This window comes from Agrobacterium sp. A3-95, from assembly GCF_053521785.1.
Window position 1 is genome coordinate 233,394 of record NZ_JBNWDR010000004.1, and the last position, 24,295, is coordinate 257,688.

18 protein-coding genes are annotated in these 24,295 nt (G+C 56.4%); 12 read left to right on the forward strand and 6 right to left on the reverse strand.

Features of this window, described 5'->3' with window-relative positions; all coding sequences use genetic code 11:
• Positions 1-224: 224 nt before the first annotated feature.
• Complete coding sequence (locus tag ACQZ5Y_RS13480; protein WP_174049547.1) at positions 225-1,130, forward strand: hypothetical protein; 906 nt, start codon at positions 225-227, stop codon at positions 1,128-1,130.
• A 77-nt stretch (positions 1,131-1,207) separates the two neighbouring features.
• Here the strand turns inward: ACQZ5Y_RS13480 and ACQZ5Y_RS13485 are convergent, their stop codons facing one another.
• Positions 1,208-1,831, reverse strand: a complete 624-nt coding sequence (locus ACQZ5Y_RS13485) for an adenylate/guanylate cyclase domain-containing protein (RefSeq protein WP_336509968.1) — start codon at positions 1,829-1,831, stop codon at positions 1,208-1,210.
• Here ACQZ5Y_RS13485 and ACQZ5Y_RS13490 point away from each other — a divergent pair.
• On the forward strand, positions 1,821-2,675 hold the full coding sequence (locus tag ACQZ5Y_RS13490; RefSeq protein WP_174049545.1) for a DUF2971 domain-containing protein: 855 nt from the start codon (positions 1,821-1,823) through the stop codon (positions 2,673-2,675). The two genes, ACQZ5Y_RS13485 and ACQZ5Y_RS13490, sit on opposite strands and share 11 nt — an antisense overlap.
• A 54-nt stretch (positions 2,676-2,729) precedes the next feature.
• On the forward strand, positions 2,730-4,868 hold the full coding sequence (locus ACQZ5Y_RS13495) for a nuclease-related domain-containing protein (protein ID WP_174049544.1): 2,139 nt from the start codon (positions 2,730-2,732) through the stop codon (positions 4,866-4,868).
• Between the two features lie 153 nt (positions 4,869-5,021).
• Here the strand turns inward: ACQZ5Y_RS13495 and ACQZ5Y_RS13500 are convergent, their stop codons facing one another.
• The gene (locus ACQZ5Y_RS13500; RefSeq protein ID WP_174049543.1) at positions 5,022-6,977 is read right to left on the reverse strand and encodes a DNA cytosine methyltransferase; all 1,956 of its coding nucleotides are present in this window, start codon (positions 6,975-6,977) and stop codon (positions 5,022-5,024) included.
• A gap of 357 nt (positions 6,978-7,334) precedes the next feature.
• Between ACQZ5Y_RS13500 and ACQZ5Y_RS13505 the strand changes: the two genes are divergently transcribed.
• The 6 genes from ACQZ5Y_RS13505 to ACQZ5Y_RS13530 all read left to right on the forward strand — a co-directional run bounded on the left by ACQZ5Y_RS13505 (position 7,335) and on the right by ACQZ5Y_RS13530 (position 16,089).
• Positions 7,335-9,053, forward strand: a complete 1,719-nt coding sequence (locus tag ACQZ5Y_RS13505; protein WP_174059875.1) for a hypothetical protein — start codon at positions 7,335-7,337, stop codon at positions 9,051-9,053.
• Positions 9,050-10,771: a hypothetical protein gene (locus ACQZ5Y_RS13510; RefSeq protein WP_174049541.1), complete on the forward strand. Its 1,722-nt coding sequence runs from the start codon at positions 9,050-9,052 to the stop codon at positions 10,769-10,771. The genes ACQZ5Y_RS13505 and ACQZ5Y_RS13510 overlap by 4 nt, the downstream gene beginning before the upstream one ends.
• A 281-nt stretch (positions 10,772-11,052) precedes the next feature.
• Complete coding sequence (locus ACQZ5Y_RS13515) at positions 11,053-12,684, forward strand: AAA family ATPase (protein ID WP_174049540.1); 1,632 nt, start codon at positions 11,053-11,055, stop codon at positions 12,682-12,684.
• On the forward strand, positions 12,681-13,577 hold the full coding sequence (locus ACQZ5Y_RS13520) for an HNH endonuclease (RefSeq protein ID WP_174049539.1): 897 nt from the start codon (positions 12,681-12,683) through the stop codon (positions 13,575-13,577). The genes ACQZ5Y_RS13515 and ACQZ5Y_RS13520 overlap by 4 nt, the downstream gene beginning before the upstream one ends.
• Positions 13,578-13,642: 65 nt before the next feature.
• Positions 13,643-14,818 (forward strand): hypothetical protein, encoded by a 1,176-nt coding sequence (locus tag ACQZ5Y_RS13525; RefSeq protein WP_174049538.1) that lies wholly within the window; start codon positions 13,643-13,645, stop codon positions 14,816-14,818.
• A gap of 140 nt (positions 14,819-14,958) precedes the next feature.
• Positions 14,959-16,089, forward strand: coding sequence for a hypothetical protein (locus ACQZ5Y_RS13530; protein ID WP_174049537.1), 1,131 nt, complete (start codon positions 14,959-14,961; stop codon positions 16,087-16,089).
• Positions 16,090-16,213: 124 nt separating this feature from the next.
• Here ACQZ5Y_RS13530 and ACQZ5Y_RS13535 read toward each other — a convergent pair whose 3' ends face one another.
• Entirely contained in the window at positions 16,214-17,686 is a 1,473-nt protein-coding gene (locus tag ACQZ5Y_RS13535) for a hypothetical protein (protein ID WP_174049536.1), read from the reverse strand.
• Between the two features lie 205 nt (positions 17,687-17,891).
• Here ACQZ5Y_RS13535 and ACQZ5Y_RS13540 point away from each other — a divergent pair, with 205 nt between their 5' ends.
• Complete coding sequence (locus ACQZ5Y_RS13540; protein WP_174049535.1) at positions 17,892-19,202, forward strand: hypothetical protein; 1,311 nt, start codon at positions 17,892-17,894, stop codon at positions 19,200-19,202.
• A gap of 32 nt (positions 19,203-19,234) precedes the next feature.
• On the opposite strand, the gene ACQZ5Y_RS13545 is transcribed toward ACQZ5Y_RS13540, so the two are convergent.
• Entirely contained in the window at positions 19,235-19,981 is a 747-nt protein-coding gene (locus ACQZ5Y_RS13545; RefSeq protein ID WP_174049534.1) for a hypothetical protein, read from the reverse strand.
• Positions 19,982-20,010: 29 nt separating this feature from the next.
• On the reverse strand, positions 20,011-20,679 hold the full coding sequence (locus tag ACQZ5Y_RS13550; RefSeq protein WP_174049533.1) for a hypothetical protein: 669 nt from the start codon (positions 20,677-20,679) through the stop codon (positions 20,011-20,013).
• 35 nt (positions 20,680-20,714) lie between these two features.
• Here ACQZ5Y_RS13550 and ACQZ5Y_RS13555 point away from each other — a divergent pair, with 35 nt between their 5' ends.
• Both ACQZ5Y_RS13555 and ACQZ5Y_RS13560 read left to right on the forward strand, forming a co-directional pair.
• Positions 20,715-21,251 (forward strand): hypothetical protein, encoded by a 537-nt coding sequence (locus ACQZ5Y_RS13555; protein WP_174049532.1) that lies wholly within the window; start codon positions 20,715-20,717, stop codon positions 21,249-21,251.
• Positions 21,242-23,179, forward strand: coding sequence for a caspase family protein (locus ACQZ5Y_RS13560; protein WP_174049531.1), 1,938 nt, complete (start codon positions 21,242-21,244; stop codon positions 23,177-23,179). The genes ACQZ5Y_RS13555 and ACQZ5Y_RS13560 overlap by 10 nt, the downstream gene beginning before the upstream one ends.
• A 461-nt stretch (positions 23,180-23,640) precedes the next feature.
• Here the strand turns inward: ACQZ5Y_RS13560 and ACQZ5Y_RS13565 are convergent, their stop codons facing one another.
• Positions 23,641-24,291 (reverse strand): hypothetical protein, encoded by a 651-nt coding sequence (locus ACQZ5Y_RS13565; protein WP_174049530.1) that lies wholly within the window; start codon positions 24,289-24,291, stop codon positions 23,641-23,643.
• Between the last annotated feature and the right edge of the window lie 4 nt (positions 24,292-24,295).

A 24,295-nucleotide genomic window follows, 5' to 3' on the forward strand; every position in this document is an offset into this window, starting at 1 on the left:
GTCTCTTGTACCAATGGCATCCGCAATCACAGCAGATATCTGGAATAGTTCTCTCGCATGTGCCGTCTGGAGTAATTGGGCATTGGGCCGCCTGGAATTGTCGCAGACTTCCCTGGTTCAAATGCAATTATTAGATGCGAATAGTTTTGCAGTGGATATTGACTTAAACGTGCATCCGTTCACCTTGAGCAAGCCTCGTGCGAGGCTGTTGAGGGGACAAGATAATGAATATCAAAATCATCGGAGCCATGATGGCATCGGCGATGTTGGTCACCGCGTGCGGAGGTCCGATCGTGGAAGCGCTGACAGTGGAGCAGGCTACCAGAAGCGCGCCAGGCGATGGCGCCTTCCAGCGATATTTCCTGCCGAAGGGCGAACTGGACGTAACCGTTGCCTATAATGGCGACTCTGGCTTCCAGCTAGAGTACGCGAAGACGGTCGTCGCAGATCTCGACCATCCACCATACTACATCAGGTTTCTGCATGACGGTCTCGGAAAGGAAACAGCGACCATATCAGTGGATCCGAACACGCAGCTCCTGACGACCGTGAAGTCTCAGGGCACGCAGCAATTCAAAGAGCTAATCGAGGCTGGCAACGCGATCCTCAAGGGGATGAAAGATCTGCGGGATACGCTAACCCACGCACTCGAGAAGAATTGCTCCGGCATCAAGTCGCTACTGAAGTTTGATATCCTAACGCGTGATGACATCAAACCAGTCGAACAGCCCATAGCGGTCAAAGGCGGCTGCAAGTTCAATGCGAGGCTCTCTGTCGTGGACGTGGACAAATATCCCAGCGTGGTAGCGTCCCAAAGCATCGCGCAGGGTCAGACCTCGCCGGGAGGGGTAGTCTATTTCCGTGCACCAAGGACCTACGAGCTCACGTTGACCCTCGACGTTAACGGTGACGCAAATGGCCCCGCGAAAATGACTGTTTCCGCTCCGGACACGAAAACGCTTGGCTACCTTCGCTTCCCCAGAGGCGTGTTCGCAAGCAGAAGCCTGTCGGTCACTTTCTCCAATGGCATGGTGTCGTCCCAGGAATTCAGCCGTGACAGCGAACTTATAGGTTTCCTCGCGATCCCAGCAGCTGGCCTCGCCACTGCGGCTCTCATCAAGCAGTTCTAGGGCGGAGTAGTTTCATTTACTCACGCCGATACCGCGCTTTTGCAAAGAGCGCCCAGCGCCTCGCAGCTCGGCAGCCGCTAGATCGAATAAACACTGATCGCGGCGCCGCGGCCGGGAACGAAATGACTGCCCACTGAGATGGTCGCGTCTCGTTCTTCCGCAAGTTTGAGGAAGGTTTCCTCATCCAGCAGGCGGCGGGTTCCGAGTGCCTTGTTCAGCGCTTCGAGCCGCTGCGCCGTATTTACGGCGTCGCCGTACAGGGTATAGCTTTGGCGATCGAAGCTTCCGACGGTTCCGGCCGCCACTTGACCGGACGCGATCCCTATCCGAACGCGCAAATTCTCGCCGTCGAAAGTTCGCTCTTTGACAAGTCGCAGGATTTCGCCTGCGCAGGACACTGCCCGTCGTTCGGGCCTGTCGATCGGCAGGGGAGCGTTGAACGAGATGAGCATCGCGTCGCCTACATGACTGATTACCAGGCCGCTGTTACTCGACACGATCCCGGTGACGGCTTCAAATAGCTCGTTCAGCATCCCCAGCACTTTTTCCGGGGCCTTCCTCTCAGATATCGAAGTGAAGCCTTCAAACAAAACTGCTGTGGCGCGAACTTCCTTTGTTCGATCAACTGGAAGATTGCACCTTCTGCAACTCTTGATAAGAATCGGGGGAATCGATCGAACATGGTCCCTTATGAGCGACACCAATGAAATCCTTGCGGGTCTACCCGGCCTCCTACATGAGCAACAGGAAAACCGGAAAGACTTGCCGCCGCAGCTATCGCACTATTGCGATCTATACGCTCTCCAATCCATTCTCACGCACAATCAGCTTTGGGGATCGAACATTCGCTTCCTGAACGACAAGCAAGAGATGGACTACGGGATTGCCGTGGCAAAAAACGTCATGGAGGAACTCCTGCTGCGGTTCTACAGGGGCACCACTGGTCCAAGTAGACGTCGCTGGCAGATACCGAATATTCCGGATGTCTATGCGGTTTGCTTTTGCCGAGAGCCGGATTTGCTTAGCCAGTGGCGCGGGTACGGTTCCCACAGCCAGAATGTCTCGATCCAGTTTGATGCCCTGAACGTGGCCGTCCTCGGATATATGAGGTCGTTTCTTTTGAAAAAGGTCATCTATGGCGAGAATGACGCAATCGAGAGGTTGCGTTCGGAATTGGATGCCATTCCGAATTTCGCCCAGCAGATCATGCAAACCAAGACAATCGATACGACGTCTGAACAACGCAACGTCATCCTCCGTCTCTCACCACAGTTCAAAAACGAGCATTTCCGTGAAGAACAAGAGTGGCGATTGATATCAACGGATGATCATTATGAGGTCAGCCATCGCCCTCGAGATAACGTGTTGCTTCCCTATGTGAAGATAGGCTTCCCGAATGATGGCCCCCTTCCAATCACAGGGATCACGGTCGGCCCTGGCAAGGACTCTGAACTTACCAAGAAGAGCATCGAGCACTTCTTGAAGACGAACCCCAACTATCGCGACGTCTGCGTTGAAGTCTCGAAGATCCCGTTCCGTGTCTGAATATTCTCTTTCCGAGGCGTCCAGCGCCTTTCGATCCACTTTGCAGGCTCATCAATGTCGCACCAAACGCAAGAACCTCGCCTTCGCGAAACCATCGTGGTCGAGAGCTTGGAAGCACTCGACTGGGATATGCTCAGCGACCATCTCAACACCCTAGTGCTCGATAAGGAGTCCGGCGAGAAGCTTGTCGAATTAATCATGCGCGCGGGCACGATGGTGTTTCGGTATCCGGGCAAAACTAAGAAGCGGGCGGCAATCTTGGATGGGGCAGCTGCAAAGATCCGCAGCGACGTCGGCGACGAAGCGGCAGAACACGCGATTTCCCGCTTCGCGCACTTCGAACTCATTGATGAGGGGTACGCGGGACTGCGGGGATACATCGAAGCGTTGCCCATGGCGTCCCTATCCCACGATGCTGCGTTGACTGCGTATCTATCCTTCGTCGCTCGGAATTGGATCGACCTGCAAGATCAGGTTGAGAAGGCGCTGCCAAATGCAGGCGGCCCGGCTGGCGTTATGCTGACGACGCCTGACGGTGAACGCTACGGCGCTGATGCTGCGCTAGGGCAGTTGGTCAACCTGATGTCGATGAACGTCAAGCTCTTGGCGTTTAGGGGCAAATGGTTCGGCGCGGATGACATCATCAGGGTGCCCGACTTGGCTGTGGTAACCGACGTGCAGATTGATCAAGCGGGCGCGGCAGACGTCACCGCGCTCAGTTGGCAACAATGGCAGCTCATCGAAGAACGCTGCCGCTTCCTGGATGGCAGTCTCAGCAAGTCGCCATCGACTGACGAGCGTTTTCCTCCCGGCACAGATGTCATTCGTCACGACGCCGACGGAATCGGCTGGGAGATGATCGATCTTGCGGCGAACGAACGCCTTGGCGATAGACTGTCGCAGACATTTCGGGACATGATGCTGAAGACGAATTTGTCGAGGATGGGGAAGGGCATCGACCCCGGCGCGGCGATGCCTCCTACTGAGTACATTTCGGCCGTAGAGGTGCATACGGTCGTGATGCTCAGCGAATACCTCGGCCTCGATGTTGCAAGCCATCCAGCCGACCTTGGGGGGCTTCGCCTGATTGAATGGATCCGCGGATTTGCAGTTCTGCAGCAACTGGCACACGATCGTCTCGAGATCACGGCCGACGACTTTGACAGGGTCTTCCCGAAACTCACTCTTTCTGAGCTAGAGGCGATCCTCAATCGAAATGGTGTTGTCGGACCGAAGGCGAGGATTTTCATCGACAATGCAAGTTTCCATAAGTCGAGCCGTGACCTGTATGACGCTCCGATCCTACGAGGTGACGGTGACTGGTGCCGTATTGCCGCGCCCGGCCTCGTCGGTGCGCTCATAATGCGTTTGGTTCTGTCGACGCTGGCGAACAAGGAAATCGATATCGAGGGCAAGGGCCCGGCGTTTGAGGTGCAGTTTCGCAATAGCCTCAAGGCGCAGGGCTTGTCTGTTTACAATTTTCAGGCGAACCGCGCAGGCGGCCCCTTCGAGTACGACGCCTTGGTTCCGTGGGGAGACTACCTCTTCGTTTTCGAATGCAAAAACCGATCGCTTTCGGGCAGTAATCCTGTGGCATCCTACAATCTGCTCCGGTCGATCGGCAGCCACCTCAAGCAGGTGAAGCGGTTGGCGAAAGCCCTGGAGGACTATCCCGATATCCTTTCTGAGTTCGTGGCTGAGGATTGCACGAACCGGACGATTGTTCCTGTAGTGATGAACTCGATGCCGTTCAGTACCAGCGGAAGCCTCGAGGACGTATTCTTCGCGGATGCGGCAGCTGTAGGTCGCTTCTTCGAGGAGCGAAACATGCACTTCTCGCAAGTCCATCAAGTCGGCGAGAAACTCGTGATTCACCGGGTGCCGACACATTCACAGTGGGCCGGAGAGACACCAACGGCCGACGATTTCATGCGGCATCTGGAAGATCCGCTTCCATTGAAGATCATGATCGCCCATTTGCACGAGCAGCCATTCCTTCTTTACATAGGGCCCAACCTGCTCGCAGAATCGCGGTCACCCCGTCGAGGTGAGATGACCATGGAATCCCTGGCCGGGCTGGCGGGCATGACGCTCGCGCAATATCAGGCAGAAGTGGATCGCTTCGTCGCCGGAGCGCTTCCACGCCTGCGAGCATCGTTGGACACGGACCCAAAACCAGCCCAGCCCAACTAGACTGTGCCTCAACGGAAAATTGGGCGCTCGGAAAACTGCTCTTCAAATGCTTCCGTTGTCGCCGGAAGAGTTTGTGTCTCATCTGATTCACTGCTGGTTCGAGCAAGGTTGATGAGAGCGACATGGACTCGGCCGACGGTTAGCCTCGTCGTATCAAGTACATTCGAAGGCGAGGGGCGCTTGAATTTGCAGGCAGTCCGCAACCATATCCAGCGACGGTGCCAAAACCGCTACCCGCGCCTTGTGTTCGTCCGGCCACAACAGAGCTTCCCAATCGATCAGCATGTTTCGCATAGCCCCGAAGAGTGCCAGTCCCGCTACCTGCCCGATCCGCGGGGGAACGGCATTCCCTATCTGTCGCGAGACGGCCACCTTGCCACCCGAGAAGGTCCAGTCATCTGGGAAGTTTTGCAGGCGCGCTTTCATTCGCATCGTTAGCTCCGGCTTGAACCCGTCTGCCGCGGCGTCTTCGTTAGTCGGCGCGTCGTTCGACAGTTTGGACATGTCGAAACCAAGCCCATCCCATTTCGTCTCGGCGTTCTTCCGGCGCTTGCCCCGGCTGGTTACGAGCGTCGATGCCTGCGCACCGTGAGCAACGACGTTTCCGTTTCTGTCGAGGACCGGGTGTTCGCGCATCTCTCTTGCCCAATCGGCGGCACCCGTCCAGCCGTTCTCGCTCATCAGATCGACAAGGGAATCACCCAGGTTGGCTCGACGGGAAGGGAACGCAGGCGGTAGTCGGAATGCCCCAGCGTACTCCTTTTTCAGGCCGACGATCAGGATGCGGGTCCGCGACTGGGCGATACCGAAGTCGCTAACCTCCAACCGGTGGATCTCGGTTTGGTATCCCGCCTTCCTAAAACCGCGCAGCACGTCAGCGAGATGATCCGCATGGCGTGCGTGCAGCAGGCCAATCACGTTCTCAAACAGAAAGGCCCGAGGGCGCACTTCCCGAACGATCCGGACAGCTTCAGGCAGCAGGTCGCGGGGGTCGTTCTTCCCCAGCTTCTTACCCTCCTGGGAGTAAGGCTGGCATGGAAGACCTCCCGCAACGAGTGCGATGTTCTGGTCACGATACGGGCGGAAGTCGACCGTGCGGATGTCGTCTGTGAATACCTGCCAGTCTGGCCTGTTCCGGCTCAGGGTAGCAGCCGCGTCCTTGTCGAACTCGAACAATCCCACATGCCGGAATCCCGCACGCTCGAGGCCGATGGACATGCCGCCGGCGCCTGCGCAGAGCTCCAAGGCCGTCAGTCTGACGTGGCGGGGCGGCTGCTCGATTAACAAGCGGTTTCGACCCTCCCTGCCACCCATCGGAACGGGAAGGCCCGCCATCTTGCGCAAGGCAGTCACCATGGCGAAGTCGGACGACAGCACCCCGCTATCGGCGCCATAGTGATCCGAATCCCCATATTTCCCTTCCGCGACACGGCAGAGGGCCTGATATCCGACCGGGACTACCTGCGTGGCACCTTGACAAGGCGGGTGGGCTTCAACGCCCTCGCTTCCAAAGATGGAAAGGCACTCGTCTCGCAGTCGCGATGCTAATCGGAGAACCTGTTTCGAGGCTGCAAGGATCGGAAGATCCGCCGCTTTCGCGTCGTCCAGCTTCTGGATCAGCGGGACCAGATTTCTCTGAAAGTCAGACGATGCCTCATTGCTTCGTTTCCGAGCTGCGGCTCGGACCGCACGATTGTTCGTCTCCATGAGCGGATGGAAAGGTGTCAGCTTCGCAAGCCGGAGTCTTTTCCGGATAGCGGTGATCTCCTGCGTGTCGATACGGGCTCCGATCTCCATTCGAGCGAGTATCTCCGCGCGGGCGTCATCTTCGGCAGCCACCAAGGCCTTCACGACTGGGAAGGATGCCCTGGCGGTCTCGAGGATCGCTTCCTTCCCTTTGAGCTTTGTGGCAAAGCCGACGTAGGTTGAGAGCTCGCTGGTGGGCAGATTGCAGGTTATCCGCAGGAAGTCCCTGGCTTCTTTCGCGGGCATCAGCGCTTCGAGTTTTTCAACTTCCGCTGCGATCTTCAGGATTCGGTCTGTCATCTGCCGCTGGAGGCTAATTACCCTTGTCTTGAGGTCTGCCAGTGCCTGCGCTTTCGAATCCATGCCTACGTCCGTCCGTGTATCATTTCAGGACGGCATATCCGGAGGCGTCTTAAAGGCCCGGGAACCTATTCGCTAAAATGCGAACCACATCAAAAATAGGCACTTTCTCAACTCTACGGCAACCCGGCTGCTTCCATATGCGCAAGGATTCGAAACGTGGAACTCACATGCGCGGCCAAGGATCTCCGCGGCTTGAAGGCGTTGTCGTGGTTGTCATCGACATGGCGGAAAGCGTTCGGATACGCAGGCAAGGGGGCGTCAGCGATCCGCAGTTGAAAGTTGTAATTTTGCGCGCGGCTTTCAGCGAATCCCGATACGGTTTCACCTTCTGGAAGGGCACGCTGTTCGGGAGGAGTTGTGAAGTCGGGTACCGCTTCAAAGGAAACAATCGCAGCCGCACTGGCTGATGGAAGCTTCATCGCGTCCATCGCTAACCTGACGTTCGAAGCAGCGGAAGCAGCGGGTGTCATTGCCGCCGAGATTCACGACGCGGGCACCGCTGACATCATATCGACAGCTGAGGGCTTGGTCTGGCCAGCGCTGGATCGTAGTCACGCGGTCCGTCTCACGTTTATGCTGCGCGGATTCATCGGCGCAACTGCGCAAACGGCATCAAGGCTGATCCCATTTGCGCATTCAATGATCTCGAAGTCGCCAGAGCACAGTTCTTATGGATATGAGCAGGCGATAGGTCGCTGGCTGGAGGGAGATGTCGCACGCTGCGTAGCGACGATGGACATTCTGCGCTCGAACAGCGAGAGCCCTTTCCTGGCGTTGTTGCTGGACAAATGGCGCCCAAAGGATCCGTCTGCCGCGCTGCGCGCCGCCCTAGGATTCAGCCTGGACATCCGTCCGTCTACAGCGAGGACTGCAATCATAGCACTCGGGGGGTACGCGGCAGCGCCCAAGGATGTCCGATCGAAGGCTGTCGAAGCTCTCGTAATCCGCCTTGCTGACGATCGACCCGAAATTCGGCATGCGGCGATCTTCGCGGCAGCCCGGCACCTATCTGAGGGCGATCAGCCGCCGAGCCTTGTAGCATCGTTGGAAGCGTTGGCCTGTGATCCGGATCCAGGTGACCGCGATCAGTTGATCACCTGTTTCGTCCAGAACAGGTATCCATATCCCGATCCGCTACGGCGCAGAACATTTGAACTGATGAAGGATGTAACCGCGAATAGCCGGCAGGCGCTAGGCTTGGTCGACGCCGCTTTGTCTGAAACAGGGCTTGCGAAGGATCGTCAGCTAGTTGCTGATACAATCGCTGCAATCGTCGGCAATCAAAATTCGGACGTAGAGCTGAAACACTTCCAAAGCAGCCTATATAGAATCCGTGAATCAGGCAGTGAAATGACGTTCTGGTTTGCGACGGAATGGCTGCTACATGGCGGGATTGCGATCCGCGATCAGGTCCACGACCTATTCGAGCCGCTAGACCAGAATATCGTTGATGTCAGAATCGAAACCTTCGCTCTTGATCTGGACGAGGTCTTCTTCATTGCAAGGAAGATTTTCGGTTTCATGCTAGTTGCCCACGGCCCTGCCGTTTCGCTTCTCTGCGCCTGCCTGAAAGCGCTCAGCGATAGGAACCGGAAGAACCTTGAAACTGGGATCGTTTCCTTCTGGCTGATGAACTATCCCAGTGACATTGATCTTTTCGAGAAAGCTGCGACAATTTCCAAGGATCGTCGACTGACGGCGTCCGTCGGACGCATCCGTAAGCAGCATGTCGCTCGCGAAGCAACCTATGAAGCGCTCCCGCGGAATCCTGCCCTCCAGCCATCGACAAGCGAGCGCCGCATCCAAGCCGAGATAGAGTTCGACGAACGGACCCGCATCGACAGGTCGTCCGCCGAGGGATCAATCTTTGGCAGTCTTTTCCAAAAAAGTACCATTTTGCATGGTCGGTCATCGGTCTTCTACATCGAAGATCCATCGAACGGAGAGCGCGTGAGGCAGGTTACGCCGTTGGCCAGCTTCGAGATCTCTACGCCCATTGCTCGCATGGGGGTGCTTCAACCTGGAATATTCGATCGATTGGTGAGATCGTTCAGAGTGGAAGAGCTGCCATCATGAAGCTAATGCTGAAGCAATATCTCGCGTCACTTAATGAACGCGACGAACTCGATGTTGTTCTACCCGACATTCTCAGCGAGCTGGGCTTCAATGTTATATCGAGACCAAAGCGGGGCACGACCCAGTATGGCGTCGACGTAGCTGCGATTGGGCCGCACCCAACGACCGGAGAAAACGCGCTCTATCTCCTTTCAATCAAGGCCGGAAATCTTGGTAGAAGCCATTGGGAAGACGGCAGCCAAGCCCTTAGAGTGTCGCTGGATCAGATATTGGAGGTCTACATCCCAACGCACGTAGCTGCGAGACATAAGGATCTTCCGATTGTAATCGCACTCTGTTTCGGAGGAGACATACAGGAAGAGGTTCGCCTTCGTGTCCAGAAGTACATGGACAAGAACATGGTCGCGGGCAAGGTCGAGTTCATCGAGTGGAACGGTGACAAGATCGCCGAAATGATGGTCTCGGGCCTCTTGCGGGAGAAGATGTTTCCAAAGGAAATGCAGGCTTCATTCCGAAAGGCGTTGGCTTTCGTCGATGAGCCATCTGTGTGTGTCGCTCATTTCTCCCAGCTGCTCTGGCAGCTTTTCGATGACTTGCCAAAGAACCATGAAACCCTGATGCGCAAGGCACGCCAAATCTATATCGCGGCGTGGAACGTCTTCGTATGGGCGCGCGATGCTCAGAACCTAGAGGCAGCTTACAGAACAAGCGAGCTGGCCGCGTTGTGGATGTGGGACCTCGGACGACGACACGTCGCAGACTCGGCAAAGGGCAGGGAGGTCGGCAGGGTGATGATGAGATGCGTGCATCTCCATCAGATGATTGCAGAGCAGTATATCCTACTCCATGTCGACGCGTACTCGGAGGTCGAAAACGGTCTCGCGATTGCCGTCCAATCGCGGGCGCCAATCGATGTGAACCTACGTGTGTTTGAAGTCCTTGGTCGAGCGGCGCTGCATGGCTTGTGGGTACTTAATGCCCGAGAAAATGTCGACAAGGGCGCGAGTGTGGAGGTCCGTGCGGCAGCCGACGCCGGGGTCGCGCGTGCTCATCGTATCGTGCGAGACATCATTCGCAATAACCGCGTTCTCGAATGCCCCGTGCGTGATGATCATGCAATCGAGATCACGCTCGCAGCGATGTTTCTGGCCCGGTGTGACGATCTTCAATTTCTCGCAGGGTGGATCGAGAGCGTCTTTCATGCGTCTGCGTTCGCTTACCGAACAGGAGGAGCGTATCCATGTATCCTCAGGGAATACAGCCAACTTGCTCTGCATCCGCAGAGATCCGAGGCCTATCGGAAAGACGTTACCGCTGGAAGCGACCTTTATCCTACCGTCGCGTTGTGGCTCGCGCTTCTTCAGAACAAAGCCGCCCTCGGGGAATTGGCAGAATTCCAAGCCAAGCATCTCTCACATTGCACCTGGCAGTTCTGGCTGCCTGACGAAATTTCGGAAGATCATCTTTACCGGAATACGAAGACCCACGGTGCCGCTATAACTGACATCAAGCTGTCCGGCGGCGAGGAAAAGCTTATTGAGCAGGTGAATCTGGAAATCCAGAGCTCGAAGGACTTCGGCAACCTATCCGCAGTTCGATTCAGCCATGACAACCTGGTGCTGGTCGCGTGCAGACTTTATCGGTTGCCGATCCCTCTTCATTTCCTCGCCGGGAAGGCGGATATTCCTGAGGCGAGTGAAAGCCAAACGCACGCTTGATGCGGCGGGAAGCGCGAATGAGATTTGTTCTAGGGATTGATGTCGCGTGGACCTAGCGGGCCGGGCGGCGTAGCGCTGATCGCCGACGTCGGATCCGGTTGGAGCTTGTCGAGGCAACGGCATCATATGCCGCTTTCCTTGGCTCTGATCACATAGGGCGCGTAGCATTGGAACGGGGCTGTCGCGCCCTCAGGCTATCCTTGCGATCTCGCCTCACGCTCGAATCATGATAATCCACGGTTGAAAATATCCGGTTCGCCACCCAGCTTTGGAACAGGTTCATGCACTACGATATCTATCCCGCATCCAGGGATTACCTCAGCTCGATCAAAGGGCAGGTCGCTCTGCAGCAGGATAACTGGGACGATTATAACTTCAAAACCACTTACCAGCTCTATTACCGCGCAGTGAATGCCACCGAGCCGGTGCTTATAGGTAGCGTGAAGATCCTGAAGCTTGGGCAAAAGGGTCGAGAACCCTTGCAAATTACGGAGCCTTTCGAGCGCCTCGATGAGCAATGGTGCTCTATCGGAGGGACCCTCGATTACTACGAGCGACTATCAACCATTGGCGACGGAGATCGGGCAGAGATTCTCGCCTCACTGAGGGATGTTGTCGCCAATCCATCCATCATTCCAGAATTCCAAAACGAACTCGGGTGGAGGAGGTCACTCTTCCGTGAAAATGGCCATTGGGATCGCTTTCTTGACGACGCGACAGCCATGCTGAACAAGGATTTCTCGAAGCTCGCCAACCTCGATACTCCATTTTCCTTTCGGCCTACCGAAGTTTCGGACATCCTCGATCTCGATTTTTCAGCTCCTTCTGTTCCAAACTATTATCGGCAAATGCGTATGCTCGGCCCTAGCCGGAAGGAAGTACTGCTCCCGCAGCGTATTGTCGCTCTGATCGGCCGAAACGGCTCGGGCAAGAGCACATTGCTTTCACGATTGTCGCATGTCGCGTTCGCCTCTGGTTCCGGCCGTCAGCGGGAGGAAGTACGCAAACTTGGTTTATTCGATCCACCCGACATCAATTTTTCAAGGATCATCACGATCTCCTACAGTGCTTTCGATAGCTTCGATGTCCCGGGGCTGGACGGACGTGACAGGATGCAAGTCGCCAAAGACATCACTCTGGGGCAGGGACGGTTCGCATACTGCGGACTACGTGACATCTCCGCTGAAGCTCAGGAACGCGAGAACACAGATGATGCTTCGGCAACGTCGAAAACCATCACCCGCCTGAAGTCTATCGACGCGCTTGCTACCGAGTTCGAGCAGTTGGTCAATGTCATAAGCAACGGTGGGCGGCGCCCGGTTTTTCTTGAGGCGCTCGCGCCCCTGCTTTCCGAACCATCTTTCGCTCAGCGAGGTGACGAGGGCGAAGCCGAGTTCATCCTCAATGAACCGAAGCGAGCATTTCTCAGTTGGAGTACCGGGCACAAGATTGCGCTGCACGTGATCGCATCCTTGACAGCGCGCTCGGCCAGGAAGTCGTTGGTGCTCTTCGATGAGCCCGAGATGCATCTCCATCCTCCTCTGACCGCCGCTCTGATGCAGGCAATCCGTATAATCTTGGAAGAGGTTGACGCGTTCTGCATCGTGGCTACTCACTCGCCAGTCGTTGTTCAGGAGACGCTCGCCCGTCATGTGCGGATCGTGACAAGGGCCGGAGATACAGTTCATTTCAAGCAGCCGAGGTTGGAAACTTTCGGCGAGAACGTGGGTATCCTCACCTATGATATTTTCGGTCTGGTAGCCTCCTCAACGGACTTTCATGAGGTCCTTGATCTTCTCGTGGGGGCCGATCTCGGCCTTGATGTGATTGAAAACCTCTTCACGCCAGCATTGAGCGGGCAAGCTCGTGGCTACGTTATGTCTCAGATAGCGGGGCGTTCGCGAACGAAATGAGAAACCTGCCGAAACCCTCGAGGGATACTGCAAAGGCGGATCTCGAAGAGGTTCTCTACACGTATACCTACAAGAACGAACAGCGTGGATATGCACCGACGGACGCTGAGATCCTCGACGTTCTGGCTATTTATGACCTTTACGACCAAACGCTCGGTGCCCCCGCAGCGGCTCTCAAGGGGCCGAATCTCACCGAAGGGCTGCGGGGAGCTATCAGACATGCTTATCCGCAAACCTACGAAAACGGGAAAATTCCCCACATTCGGGAAACGGCCTTTGAAAAGGTCGATATGTGCCCAATGTGCGGTATTGACCCGCCCGTTGAACTCGACCATCACCTCGCAAAATCGATCTACGAGCCGCTTTCCGTTTACTCCCGGAATCTCGTTCCGCTATGCGAGGCCTGCAACGGCGCCAAACTGGCGAGTGACTCCGGTAAATACGCTCACGCGTATTTCGACGAACTTCCAGATGTCCAGTTTCTTCGGGTTGAGGTCGACATTCATGACGGCGGTTTGGTCACTACCTACGAAATCGACGATGCCGCCGCGCTGCCGCCGCCTCTACTGGCAAAAATCAAATTCCAAATGGAAGCGTTGTCATTGAACGCCCGGTTCAAAAAAGACGTGAACAGTTACATGGTCGCGCATACGACCGGGCTCCACATGGCTGCCGACATGATGGGCGGCGGCGGCACTCGATATTATCTGCGGAAGCAGGCCGATATCGAAGCAGCGAAGTTCTATCGCAATCATTGGCGCCCTGTTCTGCTGTACGCACTGGCCGCGCATGACGGGTTCTGTGATGGAGGGTTCAGGACCGTCTTGCCTGATGTGCAGGCCGCCCGGCAGGCCGAGGATTTGATCGCCAAAGAGGCCGTCGAGGCTGCGTGAGGAGTGTTGACAGCTGACCCGGACTCGCGTTCTGGCTCCTGCAGGTTGCAATCAGGAGGCCTGCGTTGAGAAAACCCGAGTCCGACACCGCGCCCGTCAACTGGACGCCTATCGTTGTCCTGCCGAGCGTCGATGTTCGCACCAAGAAACTGGGAGGCGCCCATATTGCATTGATCGGATCTGGCGATCCTCGCTACGAGGCCTGTATCGAAGCGAACGCCGATCTCGAGACTTTCCTGACCCGGTTCACAGGGAGCCATGGCGAAACCGTTCGCCCAAGCTTGATCGCTACCAGTCGCGAATATGAGGGAAAGCCCGTCTCGCACGCGATAGCCAGCTTCAAGGACATCGTTGTCGCTGCGGTGACCCTCGATACTCGCATAGTCACGATCCTCTCCGATAACAACCGCGGCCCGTTCTACTCGAATTCATTCGACATCTACCCTTGGATGGTCACGACCCGCGGAGACAGGCTGATCGCGACCACTCCTGCTATTTCCGCTCTCCACCAGTTGAAGAATTTTCGCGGGCTGGCGTCACCCGGCGTGCCGATCCATCGAGTGGAGGACAGTCATGTTCACGCGGGCCTGTTCAATGGGCTTTATCGTCTATGGATGCGGCAATACCTTGAGGAGCAGTGCCTCGAGGCGCAGGACGCCTGGGAGGCGCGTTCTATCCTGCGGTCGTTAAATATGGCGACGACGGCGATGGAGGTGCCCAATACCAGCGTTACGGAGACCATATATGACTGGGGCAGGGTGATCGCCCACTGGGTCAGCGCGTTCGAGATTCTCGTCCATCCGGGCGCCGACGGCCGGGCCGATGAACTCAAGGTCCTCGAGATGCTGTCGCAAGTCGAATGGCGCCGTGGAAAGCTCATCGAAGCAAGCCATCCTGTCAAAATCGGCAGAAGCGCCGCTTCCGACCGAACGCTCGCCGAATGGCTCTATCATCGGCTCTTCAAGCTGAGGAACGATTACCTGCATGGCAACCCGGTTGAGGCGCGCGGGTTCAATATGGATAACGGCACATCGATTCTGGACGTGCCCGCCGCGCTCTACCGGATGGCTTTGACGACGAAGGTGCCGCCTGAGGATCCGATAACCCATGAGGATGTGACCGAGAAACGTCGGACGCATGCCGAGTACAGCCGATTCTACAAGTCCACGATGTTTCAGAACGATTGCGAGGATCTCCTGCTGCGCGCCGTCGATCCGGGTGCGCTGAAGGATGAGGAGTGAAATTTCGATATTTGCTGATCATCACTATTCCACCACGCAGGCTATAACTGGCTGACGCTGGCCCTCGCAAGGTGCGGTAACGACCAGCTTCAGTCATTCGCGCCGGCGGCGGATCATCTCTCCGAGAACGGAGAGTATAAATGAGCATTCATTCGTCGCCGGGCGCTGAGCCCATCAAAGATTTACGTCGATACAGCGCGGGCCAGTTCCATTTCCACCGCACGGGTCATGACAACTACGCAAGACCACCCTTCGAGCACGGCTATGTATGGTTGCCGCCAGCTGACTTCACAGACTTCTTGAGTGGCCAGCCCGAACGACTTGTGATCGTGCGGGAGGATCACGATTTCGTTGTTCGTGACACTAGGAACGGAGATATCTACAACACCGAGTTCGATGAGCAGGAAGTCGCGGCGAGGCTGTTTTCTGTAGCCCTCGCGCGCTTCAAAAACGAGATTTCCAAAGAATTCGGCGTCGACCTAAGGGAAGCTTCGATCAAATGCCGAAGCGACCATTTCGTTATGAAATGGGAAAACACTTCGGTGAAGTTTTCCAGTCCGTCCGAGTGGAGCCTTTATGACGGTTACGATCTCATCGAAACCGCCCGGACCATTCGCGAACTTCTGGACAACCATCCGGAAATTGCCATTCCGCGTAGAAATGACGGAGCCAATGTTTCCGAGTCTCGTGAACTTGAGGGCCTCACTCCGCGGAACCGTGTCACACCGCAGTTGCTACAGATGAAGAAGACCGACGACGTGTTCGCTTCGCCTCAACCCTTCTTCGAAAAGTTCGAGAAGGACAGAATTCTCGATCGCAGAAGAACTCCGCTACCTTGCATTTATGGCTACGATTGGATTCATCCTCGGAACTGGGAAGAATTTTTGTCCGATAAGGCCGAGAGAACCGTTGTCCTGCAGACGAAGCAAGGATTTGAAATCCATTCGCCGCGGTCCGATAGCGTGATCAAGGGGGAGGACTTCCGTGCGGGCGTCGACCAATTTCACCGTGAAGCACATGATCGATTCAGAGATAGTCTTCAGGCGAAATTCGGCCTCGATCTGTCCGGCGCCGAAGTCGTCGCCCATGCGGACGCGGTACGGATCGAGTGGGTGGAACTCGGCCTGAGTGCCGAGTACAGATTGGATATGGATGCCTGGTGGATTGTCGACGAGTGGTACTTCGACGAAGGCGATCTCACACGCGTTATCGGTGAGCGATACCCAGACTTACTGATCAACGGGCCGACGGCAACGGCAAGAACCTCCTGAGCGAGCAGGTCACCGCGTTCGCGACACAATGAAATAGGCCAGGATGCTCGGCTTGCTGGTGGAACACCTCAATTAGGCAGGCGACACTCCGGTAGCGACCCCGGAGTTCTGGACCATGCTTCGGCTAGCCTGCGCTGACAGCCTTCTTCAGAAAGGCAAACATTTCCGGGCCGTGTGGTGCACTTTCATAATCCGGCCCGGGACCAAACTCGTCGTCCTCCTCGTCGGGCAGAGGCTTCAGATACAGGTCGAAGAATTCCTCGCCCGAGTAGCCTATCAATTCGGCATCCTCGAGAAGCATTTCCGCTCTTCCCGGATCAGAGTCTACCAAGGCGATAGCCTTCTGCCGGATCGACGGCATCCCTGCAAAATGGAACTTCACTAAGGATTGGCAGCGCGGTCTAGCTGCTCTGCCCGCTTCGCAAAGATTGAGTACCAGTCGAAATGCCGTTTCCTGGTCGAGCGAGCGCCCAATGATCCGCTCGTGGCCAGGGTTCCACCTTTCGAATGCAGCCGATGCGAACAGCTCAGCCCGATCGTGATCGTAAGTTGCGGAGACCAACATTGATTTGGCCCGCCCCAGATGCGGATGGTCCGCGCCGAGCGCTCTCAAGAATGCCTCTGTTGCCAGCATCTTTCGAATGCAGGCGTCGAGCGTTAACCGAAGCCTGCCCGTTCCGTCGTCCATCACCCAGTAGAAGACTTCTCTAAGGGCGAACTCACGTTCCTCGTCGTCCAGCAAGAACTCGTTGATTATTGCGGCGAGGGCGGCATCGACTGAGTCATTGGATTTCTGACTGTGCCGACCCAGTATCGCCGGATCCTGCGCGATGATGTCAATCAACCACGAGCTTGACGGCGGTAAGGTCCGTCGTTCCAGCAAGGTCAGCGACAGGTATTTCTGTAGCTGGCTGTTCTGCTCGTTAGCCACCCAGCGCAGGAAGATCTCGGCATTGCGCTTGAAGCGAGGGCTGCCGGACTCGTGGTTCGCAACGATGGCGTTGATCACTTCCCAATGGGCGGCCGGGTCGCAGAGACTCAACTCGTCTCGCGTCGTATGCTCGTGCCCATAGGGCAGCGCTGCCGGGTACATGTCCACGTTAGTCATCTTGTGAAGAATTTCCGCGAGACCGTGCATTGCACTGATGAACCTGACTGAAAGGATTCGAGCGTGGCCGTTCGCGATCATCCGTCGGGCTTCGTCTTCACCAATGATGCAGCCGGACGCATGCGCCGCCTGATTTCTCGCCTCGTATAGATGCTTGAGATAGCGCTGCTGCTCGATGTCGAGCTTTCCCCAGTTGTCTGTCAGATTGAGCACGTCGTTCTCGTACGAACCTTGGTGCTTCCGGACCGTTTCGAGCTTCTGCGCGAGAGTCCTAGCAGTGCCATCGAATTGGGCGAAATCTGCAGCCTTGTGCCGAATGTCATCGAAGACCGCACAGGCCATCATCACAACTGAGGCCCGAAAAGCGCGAGCATTGAAGCAGTTGACGGCTTCGGTGAAATAGGGTCGCGACTCCTCGTTGTGAACTTCGAGAAGCATCTTTTCGAGGTCGAATGGGATGAATTTGTCAGTGGGGACGTGTGGTTGCATGGTGGCCTGCCTTTCTGCCACACGTGGTAGCCCGGCTGCCATGAATCTTGGCTTAGCGAGTTCAGTTAAAAGATTGCAAAGATTCAAACTCCCCTAACGTCATCTCCGCCGCGCTTCATGCGAATTCGAACACGAGACGGCGACCTGAGGACTAGCCTTTAATGCTCCGCTCAATTAGGCACCATTGACGAACAAGGAGGGAAGCATGCCGATCGACAATGCGCGCTGGGCGGAGATCAAGGGGAAGTCAATTTTTCCCGAAGCGAGATCGGTCGCGTCTTTCAAGTACCGTACGCAGATCATTGGCCTCGACGAAATCGACAAGGCGGAATTCGAAAGATTCGATGATGTTTCCGCATTCGGCTCCAAACGATCGGTCGTGTCGACAATCTACCATGAGCTTACCCATTGGTCCGACCTGCTTGGGACGATATGGGGCCGCCGTTATCTCCGAACGGTGCATTCGGCCCTGGGGATCATCACTAACCTGCGGATTTCCGGAATGGAGAAGCAGTTCTGGAAGATGGTTGCGCTGCATGATGCCGATCGCAGGCTCATGCTGCCTGGGTACTATCGCGTTCAGGAAGGTCACGGCGATTTGGGTTCGCCGAAAAACTGCAGGGTCGATTTCAGTGGAGGAATCGAATTCGATGCGAACGGGATACCGAACCCGGAACGTCCAATCCTCTTCGTCCGATTTTATGGAAGCGGAACGTTTTTCATAAGGCAGCCCCTTGTTGTTGGGGCGCTGCTCGAGACAACCGCAATGTGGTCGGAATTGAAGTCCGGCATTGAGGTTGCCGCCACGCTGGAAAGCGGAGCCGCAACTGTGGAGAACATTTTCATCGATAACGAGTTGCGCGGTCTGCTGGAAGATCCAACTCTGACTATCTATACCGCACCTGCCCGAATGGTCTCACATTTTGCCGACATCTCGGAATACCGCGCAGTCTACGAACTTGCCGCCAGCTTGGCATATGTCTGCCTAAATCTCCGCGAGCGGGATTATTCGAGGCTCCGCGTTCCCGCCCTCATGAACGTCTGGGGGAAACGGAACGACGCGTCCCGAAAAAACATGGACCCGGCCTACGCATTCGCAGCGATTTGCGTCCATGGAGGGCGGAAGGCTGCGGGGCAAGCGGTCGAAGATTGGCTTGACTTAGGTCTGGCCAGAGCCGGGTTGCCACAGGCCGCAGCAATCCGACAGGCTGCGGTAGATGCGATGCGGGGAGAAGCGCACTTGCCGCCATCGCCGTGGGCACTGCAGGGTAAGTACCTTCGAGAGGCAGGAATAATAGTCGCTGACGCTAGGTCCCGATCGTCGGACCCGGCCTTGACTATGTCGCTGGCGGTCGCAGAAAACCTTCCACTTCCACCCCTGGTCGACAGCAATCTCGAAGTCGGCCGACTTCCGTACAGCTCCTTCGAATATGACGAATGGGATCCGAACGAAATGTTCGATGTGGAGTATGAGCTCATAGACGCCGTGGGAAACATGCTTTCTGCATGCCGTTGACGTGCTCACGCTCAGCATGTCTCTCCGCAGCATCAGCAGCCATTTTCCGCACGGATCCCCGATATGTAATCCCGGCCGCCACGGTTTACGGTCGTGACGGTCGCGGAACCGTCGCAGGCCCGCTTGCCGTCGCTGAAGTGGTAACGTACGGAGAAGCGGCTGTTGCTCAAGCGGGAAACGTCAATCAGCGTGATCGCCTCTGATAGGGATCCATAGAAGCTAGTCAGCGCTTTCGAACTGAATGCACCTTTGTGGGTCTTCTCAGGAACGACGTAGGACGAAGCGAGCGCGCCATCACCAGAGTGCAAGGCTGCGTAGAACGCCTCAATGGTAGTCGCCGCCGTTCCGTAGCTGGAAGTGATGTCCCGAGCCGACGAGACGGATTTCACCCAAGCGAGCAATGGACGGTGGTGATGTCCTGTCATGGCGGGCATCGGATCGGTCACATCGACGTAGACATCTGCGTCCCGAAACTTCGCCATCTCCTTTGCAGTCGCTTCTGTAGGCACCAGCTGGACTTCGTCGAACATGTTCCTCGGGTCGGCAAACTCGTCCCCCACGATGCAAATCGGACGGTCGAGCTTCAACACATAACCTGGCTCAGGCGTATCGCCCTTCTGCACGTCCTCGAAATTTGGCGGCCCGGCGAATATTCGGTGGGTCAGATGGCCAATGAGAGACGATGGCTCCCTCTTCGAGACATTGTAGCAGGCTGCCTGCGCGGTTGATGCCAGCAGGGTGGCGGCTGCAGCCGTCAACAATAAGATCAGTGCTTTCATGCATCCCTCTCTTTTCGCTTGCGAACCCGCTATTCGTACGCCTTCTCCTCGCGCGACTGAATGTAGTCAACAAGCATATCGACATGATCGAGCGCTAGAAATAGATCGGCAGCACTGACCTCGACGCGGCGGCCGAACCAGGACACCGGATCATCCGGGTCGTGCTCTGTAGTGTCTCCGCCGACAAAGTACAGGCGCCGATGAGATCGGATTGAGTCCTCGTCATAGAACGCATCGAACCCGGAATAGTCCTTCATGTGCTGGGTGATGTTTCGGACAAGCACCACCTGTTCGATGATTGCGAAATCGGCCAGACAATCGCTCCAGTCGGTCCCAAGCACTTCTCCAAGCGTCTGCTTGTAGGCTGGCACGAAGCCCTTCTTGAACAGCTTACGCTTCTCTTTGTCCGTCGGTTTGAAGCCGAATTCCTCTTGGAAGTTTGTGAATGTGATCTTGAGCGAGTTCGACAGCATCGAAAGGCAAGAATAACCGACGACGTTCAACGCCATGTCTGCTTCCAACCATTCCTCGAGGTAGGCGGGCTCTCCGCTCTCGATATCGAAGTGCGGAGGCAGTTCGTCATAGGGTTCGCGCTCCTCCTCGATCGCCTTGCGGGTCTCGATGAACGGCTTGCTGGCCTCGCCATAATACCTGCGGATGAAGTCGGTTCGATGCTTCGAAAAATGCTGGACGTCCATGAGGCTCCCGACCGCGCGAGCGCGTTCGGGAGGGAATGATTGCACCCCGCAACATGCAACGCTTTTCACACGGGCAAAGGTGGCGGACAAAGCCCGTCGTGCATGGTGACGAGACGGGGGAACTCACCGTGCATTCTTTCGGTATCGAGTCGCCTTTCGAGGACATAGTCAGCCACGACCTGGTACAATTCGTATTGGGACGGCGAAAGTTGGCGTCCGGCATATCAGATGAACTCGCCAGAACGCTTTTCCAGGCGATCTCTCAATCCGCCGAGAGGTCCGGGAACATTGCGACCGCTACCCCGGATCAGACGCCTGTCGAATCCTATCTGGACGCCATGGAAAAGATCGAGTTCTTGGTAGAGGAGAGCGGGGAAGTCAGCCTTCCCACACCATACATGGATGCTGAAAGATGGGCGGCGATCGAAGCGCAGCTTAACGATCCGAGTTCGGAACACCATGCGAGGTGGGAGCGTATCAAGGCCGAAAAGAGCCTTTGCGCACGACAGCGGGAGAGCGAGCGCCTGGCCAAGTTTCCGGCGGCTTGGGCCGAGGAATACATATGCGAATAGTCATAGCGGTTGGCTGCGACACATATGAGAAGCCTCCACTGGATGCGCTTTCCGGGGCGGAGAATGATGCCAAAGCAGTGTTCGATCACCTTGTCACAGACGGCTTTGGTGATAGCAGCGCGAAGGATTCAAGGCTTCTTCTGTCACCATCGATGGACGATGTGCGATCAGCCGTCGCAGCCGTCCTGTTTTCGGGCAAACCCATCGAGGAGCTGACGTTCTTCTTTGCCGGGCACGGCGGGGTCAAGGACGGCACATATTTCCTCTGCCTGAGGGATACCGACGTCGACAGGATGTCCGTGAACGCGCTCTCAATGACGCAGCTGTTCGCATGGATCACCGAGGCGAGGATCGGTCACACCAATATTATCATCGATGCGTGCCAATCGGGCGGCGTTGTTCATGACATCGGGGTTCTCCTCAACCCCAGCGTCATCGGCAAGACCGGGTCGATGGCAGTCTCAATCCTCGCAGCGTCGAGTTCCAACGAAGCCGCTGGCGAGTCGGGCGGAGCGGGGCATTGCACGAGCGCGCTGATGAACTGCCTGAAAGGGACATCGATCGTCCAGACGACACGCCCGTCACTTGACCTAGTGGAAGTCGGACAGGTGGTTTCGCGAGCCATGCAGGGCGATCAGCAGACATCAGTGTGCTGGGGAATAAATCTCTTCGGCGTATCCCGTCTCGCGAAGAATCCGCGGTTTTCAGGAGACTCCGATACGATACCCGAGACTTTTCCAGGTTTCGCGGCTGATGCCTCTGGCAACGAGCACATCCGTGCCGCTTCGGACGCGATCTGGGCGCAGTATCTGGCTCTATCGAACGAGTTCGATGCGGAGCGCTTCCTCGATGTCATCCAACCCGTGTGCCAAAGACTGCATGATGAGCCCGCGATCGCAGCGGCCTTCATCATGGGGTTGTCGACGACATTCGGCGTGCGAGCGGAGACCTTGGATGATTCATTCGAAGTCGCCCGTGTCCACGCGGCTTGCGCCGTAGCGCTGCTTCCCCTGGCGGGGGCCAGTCCACTCTGCGGAAGCGCGATCGAGCAGTTGGCATCGAGGGTCGTGGATGCGGTCGTCCGGGGTGTGGAAGCTCTCACAGTCGAACTCGACCGCGAGAGCTATCATCTGCTGATCTCAGGCGCCGGTACCGCGGACTATTATTTCCTACCGCTGAGAGTCATGAGCATTCTTGGCTGGATTGGTGCTGCGGCCCATTTGGCAGGCGTCGCAAGTCAAGCCGCTGCTGAAAGGATGGCTCCGGCTCGTGATCTCGTTCGTGTGATCTGCTCGCACTACTGCAACTCGATTGTTCCCGTATCCGATGAGATTGCCCCGTTCTATGTCGCCTTCGCCTCGGTGGCAGAAGCTCTCGGATGCGGTGACGAGTTGGAGACTGTTTCTTGTCTTTTACTCAGGAAGCTTCGCGACCGGGGCGGCTATCTCGCGGCGCCCGGGTTGAACGGCGAGGAAGCCTTCCGGTTCCTGAACGCTTCCGCCATGGGGCAATACGAAGATTGCCGCAAGCTCCTCGCGAACCCGACAGGTCTTCTGCCAGCAATATTGCTTGTGTTGAAGCAGATCGGACTCTCCGAGCAGGCAGAAGGGGCAATGCGAGGATTCGACCATACGAACATCAACGTCTTTATCCCTGACAATTTCAGCGATTTCGGAGCTCGGGTGATCGAGAATGGCACCAATGTCACCCTGAACATTGGTCACACGATCTTCACTATCGACGATGTTTTCAGGGAGTGGGAGACAATCGCCGATGGCCTTCGATCCAACATCGTCTTGGCATCAACCTCCGTCAGGGTCGCCAGTTTACTGGCGTCTCTTCTGCGACCGGATCGAATTCCGTGGTTCCTGATCGCCGGGCAACAGGCAGCGAAGCCAGCCAGCATTAACGGCGCTGTTGAGGCATGACTGGACCGAAGTTGGGGGAAACGAATATGGATCCTTGCGACGCAGTTGCGGCGTACCTACCTTCACTAAGAGGGCCTTAAACCCTGCCTCATCAAACGCTCGAATCGAAGGTGACTGCGATGACGGAAAGAGACAGAGACAGCAGCCAAGGAAGTAGAAGCGTAACGCCACGCACGACCACTCCAGCACAGTCGGATAGGTCACCGGGCGAAGTGTCATCTAATCCCTTGACTACGGGCGAGGGCACCCGACCGCCACCGCCAGTTCGCTAATCGCCTTATAACGTCGATGGAAAGGGAACCCACATGTCCGGAAACGGAAGCGATTATGGCCAGAAGAGCGCAACTCCGCGAACCACGCAGGTTCAGCCACAAACGACGGGCGGCCTTGGCGCGGAACAAGGCTCAGTCCAGCCGCTGACGACTGGCTCTGGTGATCGCCCGCCACCACCGCGGCGCTGATCATTTCTTCCAGCCGATATCGATCTGCTTGATCTCCGACCGCGGGATATACGTGATGACGTTCTCGCCTGTTGGTGTCAGTTGGTCCAAGTCGCGGCTGTCACCCTCACTAGGGTGGATCGTGGTCACATAGAGCGCGATCCCATCATCATTGAGGATAACGGGTCTCGTGGGGATGCCTGCCTGTTCAGGCAAGTTGAGAGAGCTTTCGAGAACTTTGCCGTTGGCGAGATGAACTTGAACGAAGCTCCATCGCGTGTCCGCCGATAGAATGGACCTGAATGCCGATGTCTCGTGATCGTCATGGTAGATCTTCAGGCGTGACATAGCCGCCTTCACCCACTTCTCGAGATATTTGCGCCACAAGAGCGCAAAGCCGACCGATCCGACGATGGCGAGCACGCTGATAACGGCAACGCTTTTGTAGTCGGTTTCCACGACGGTCGTCGGCGCCCAGTAGCCCAGCTTCATCACCAGCCGCGCCACCACGTACGAGAAAACCCGCCCAAGCGTTCCGAATACCAGCACCTGCAACAGGAAATCTTCGGTCTTGTGCTCGACTTTCTTAGTCGCCGTCGTGAGCTTGTAGCCCAGATAACCCGCCACGAGGACAATCTGGATTTCGAACGGTAATTTCAGGAGCTCGTTCATCGGG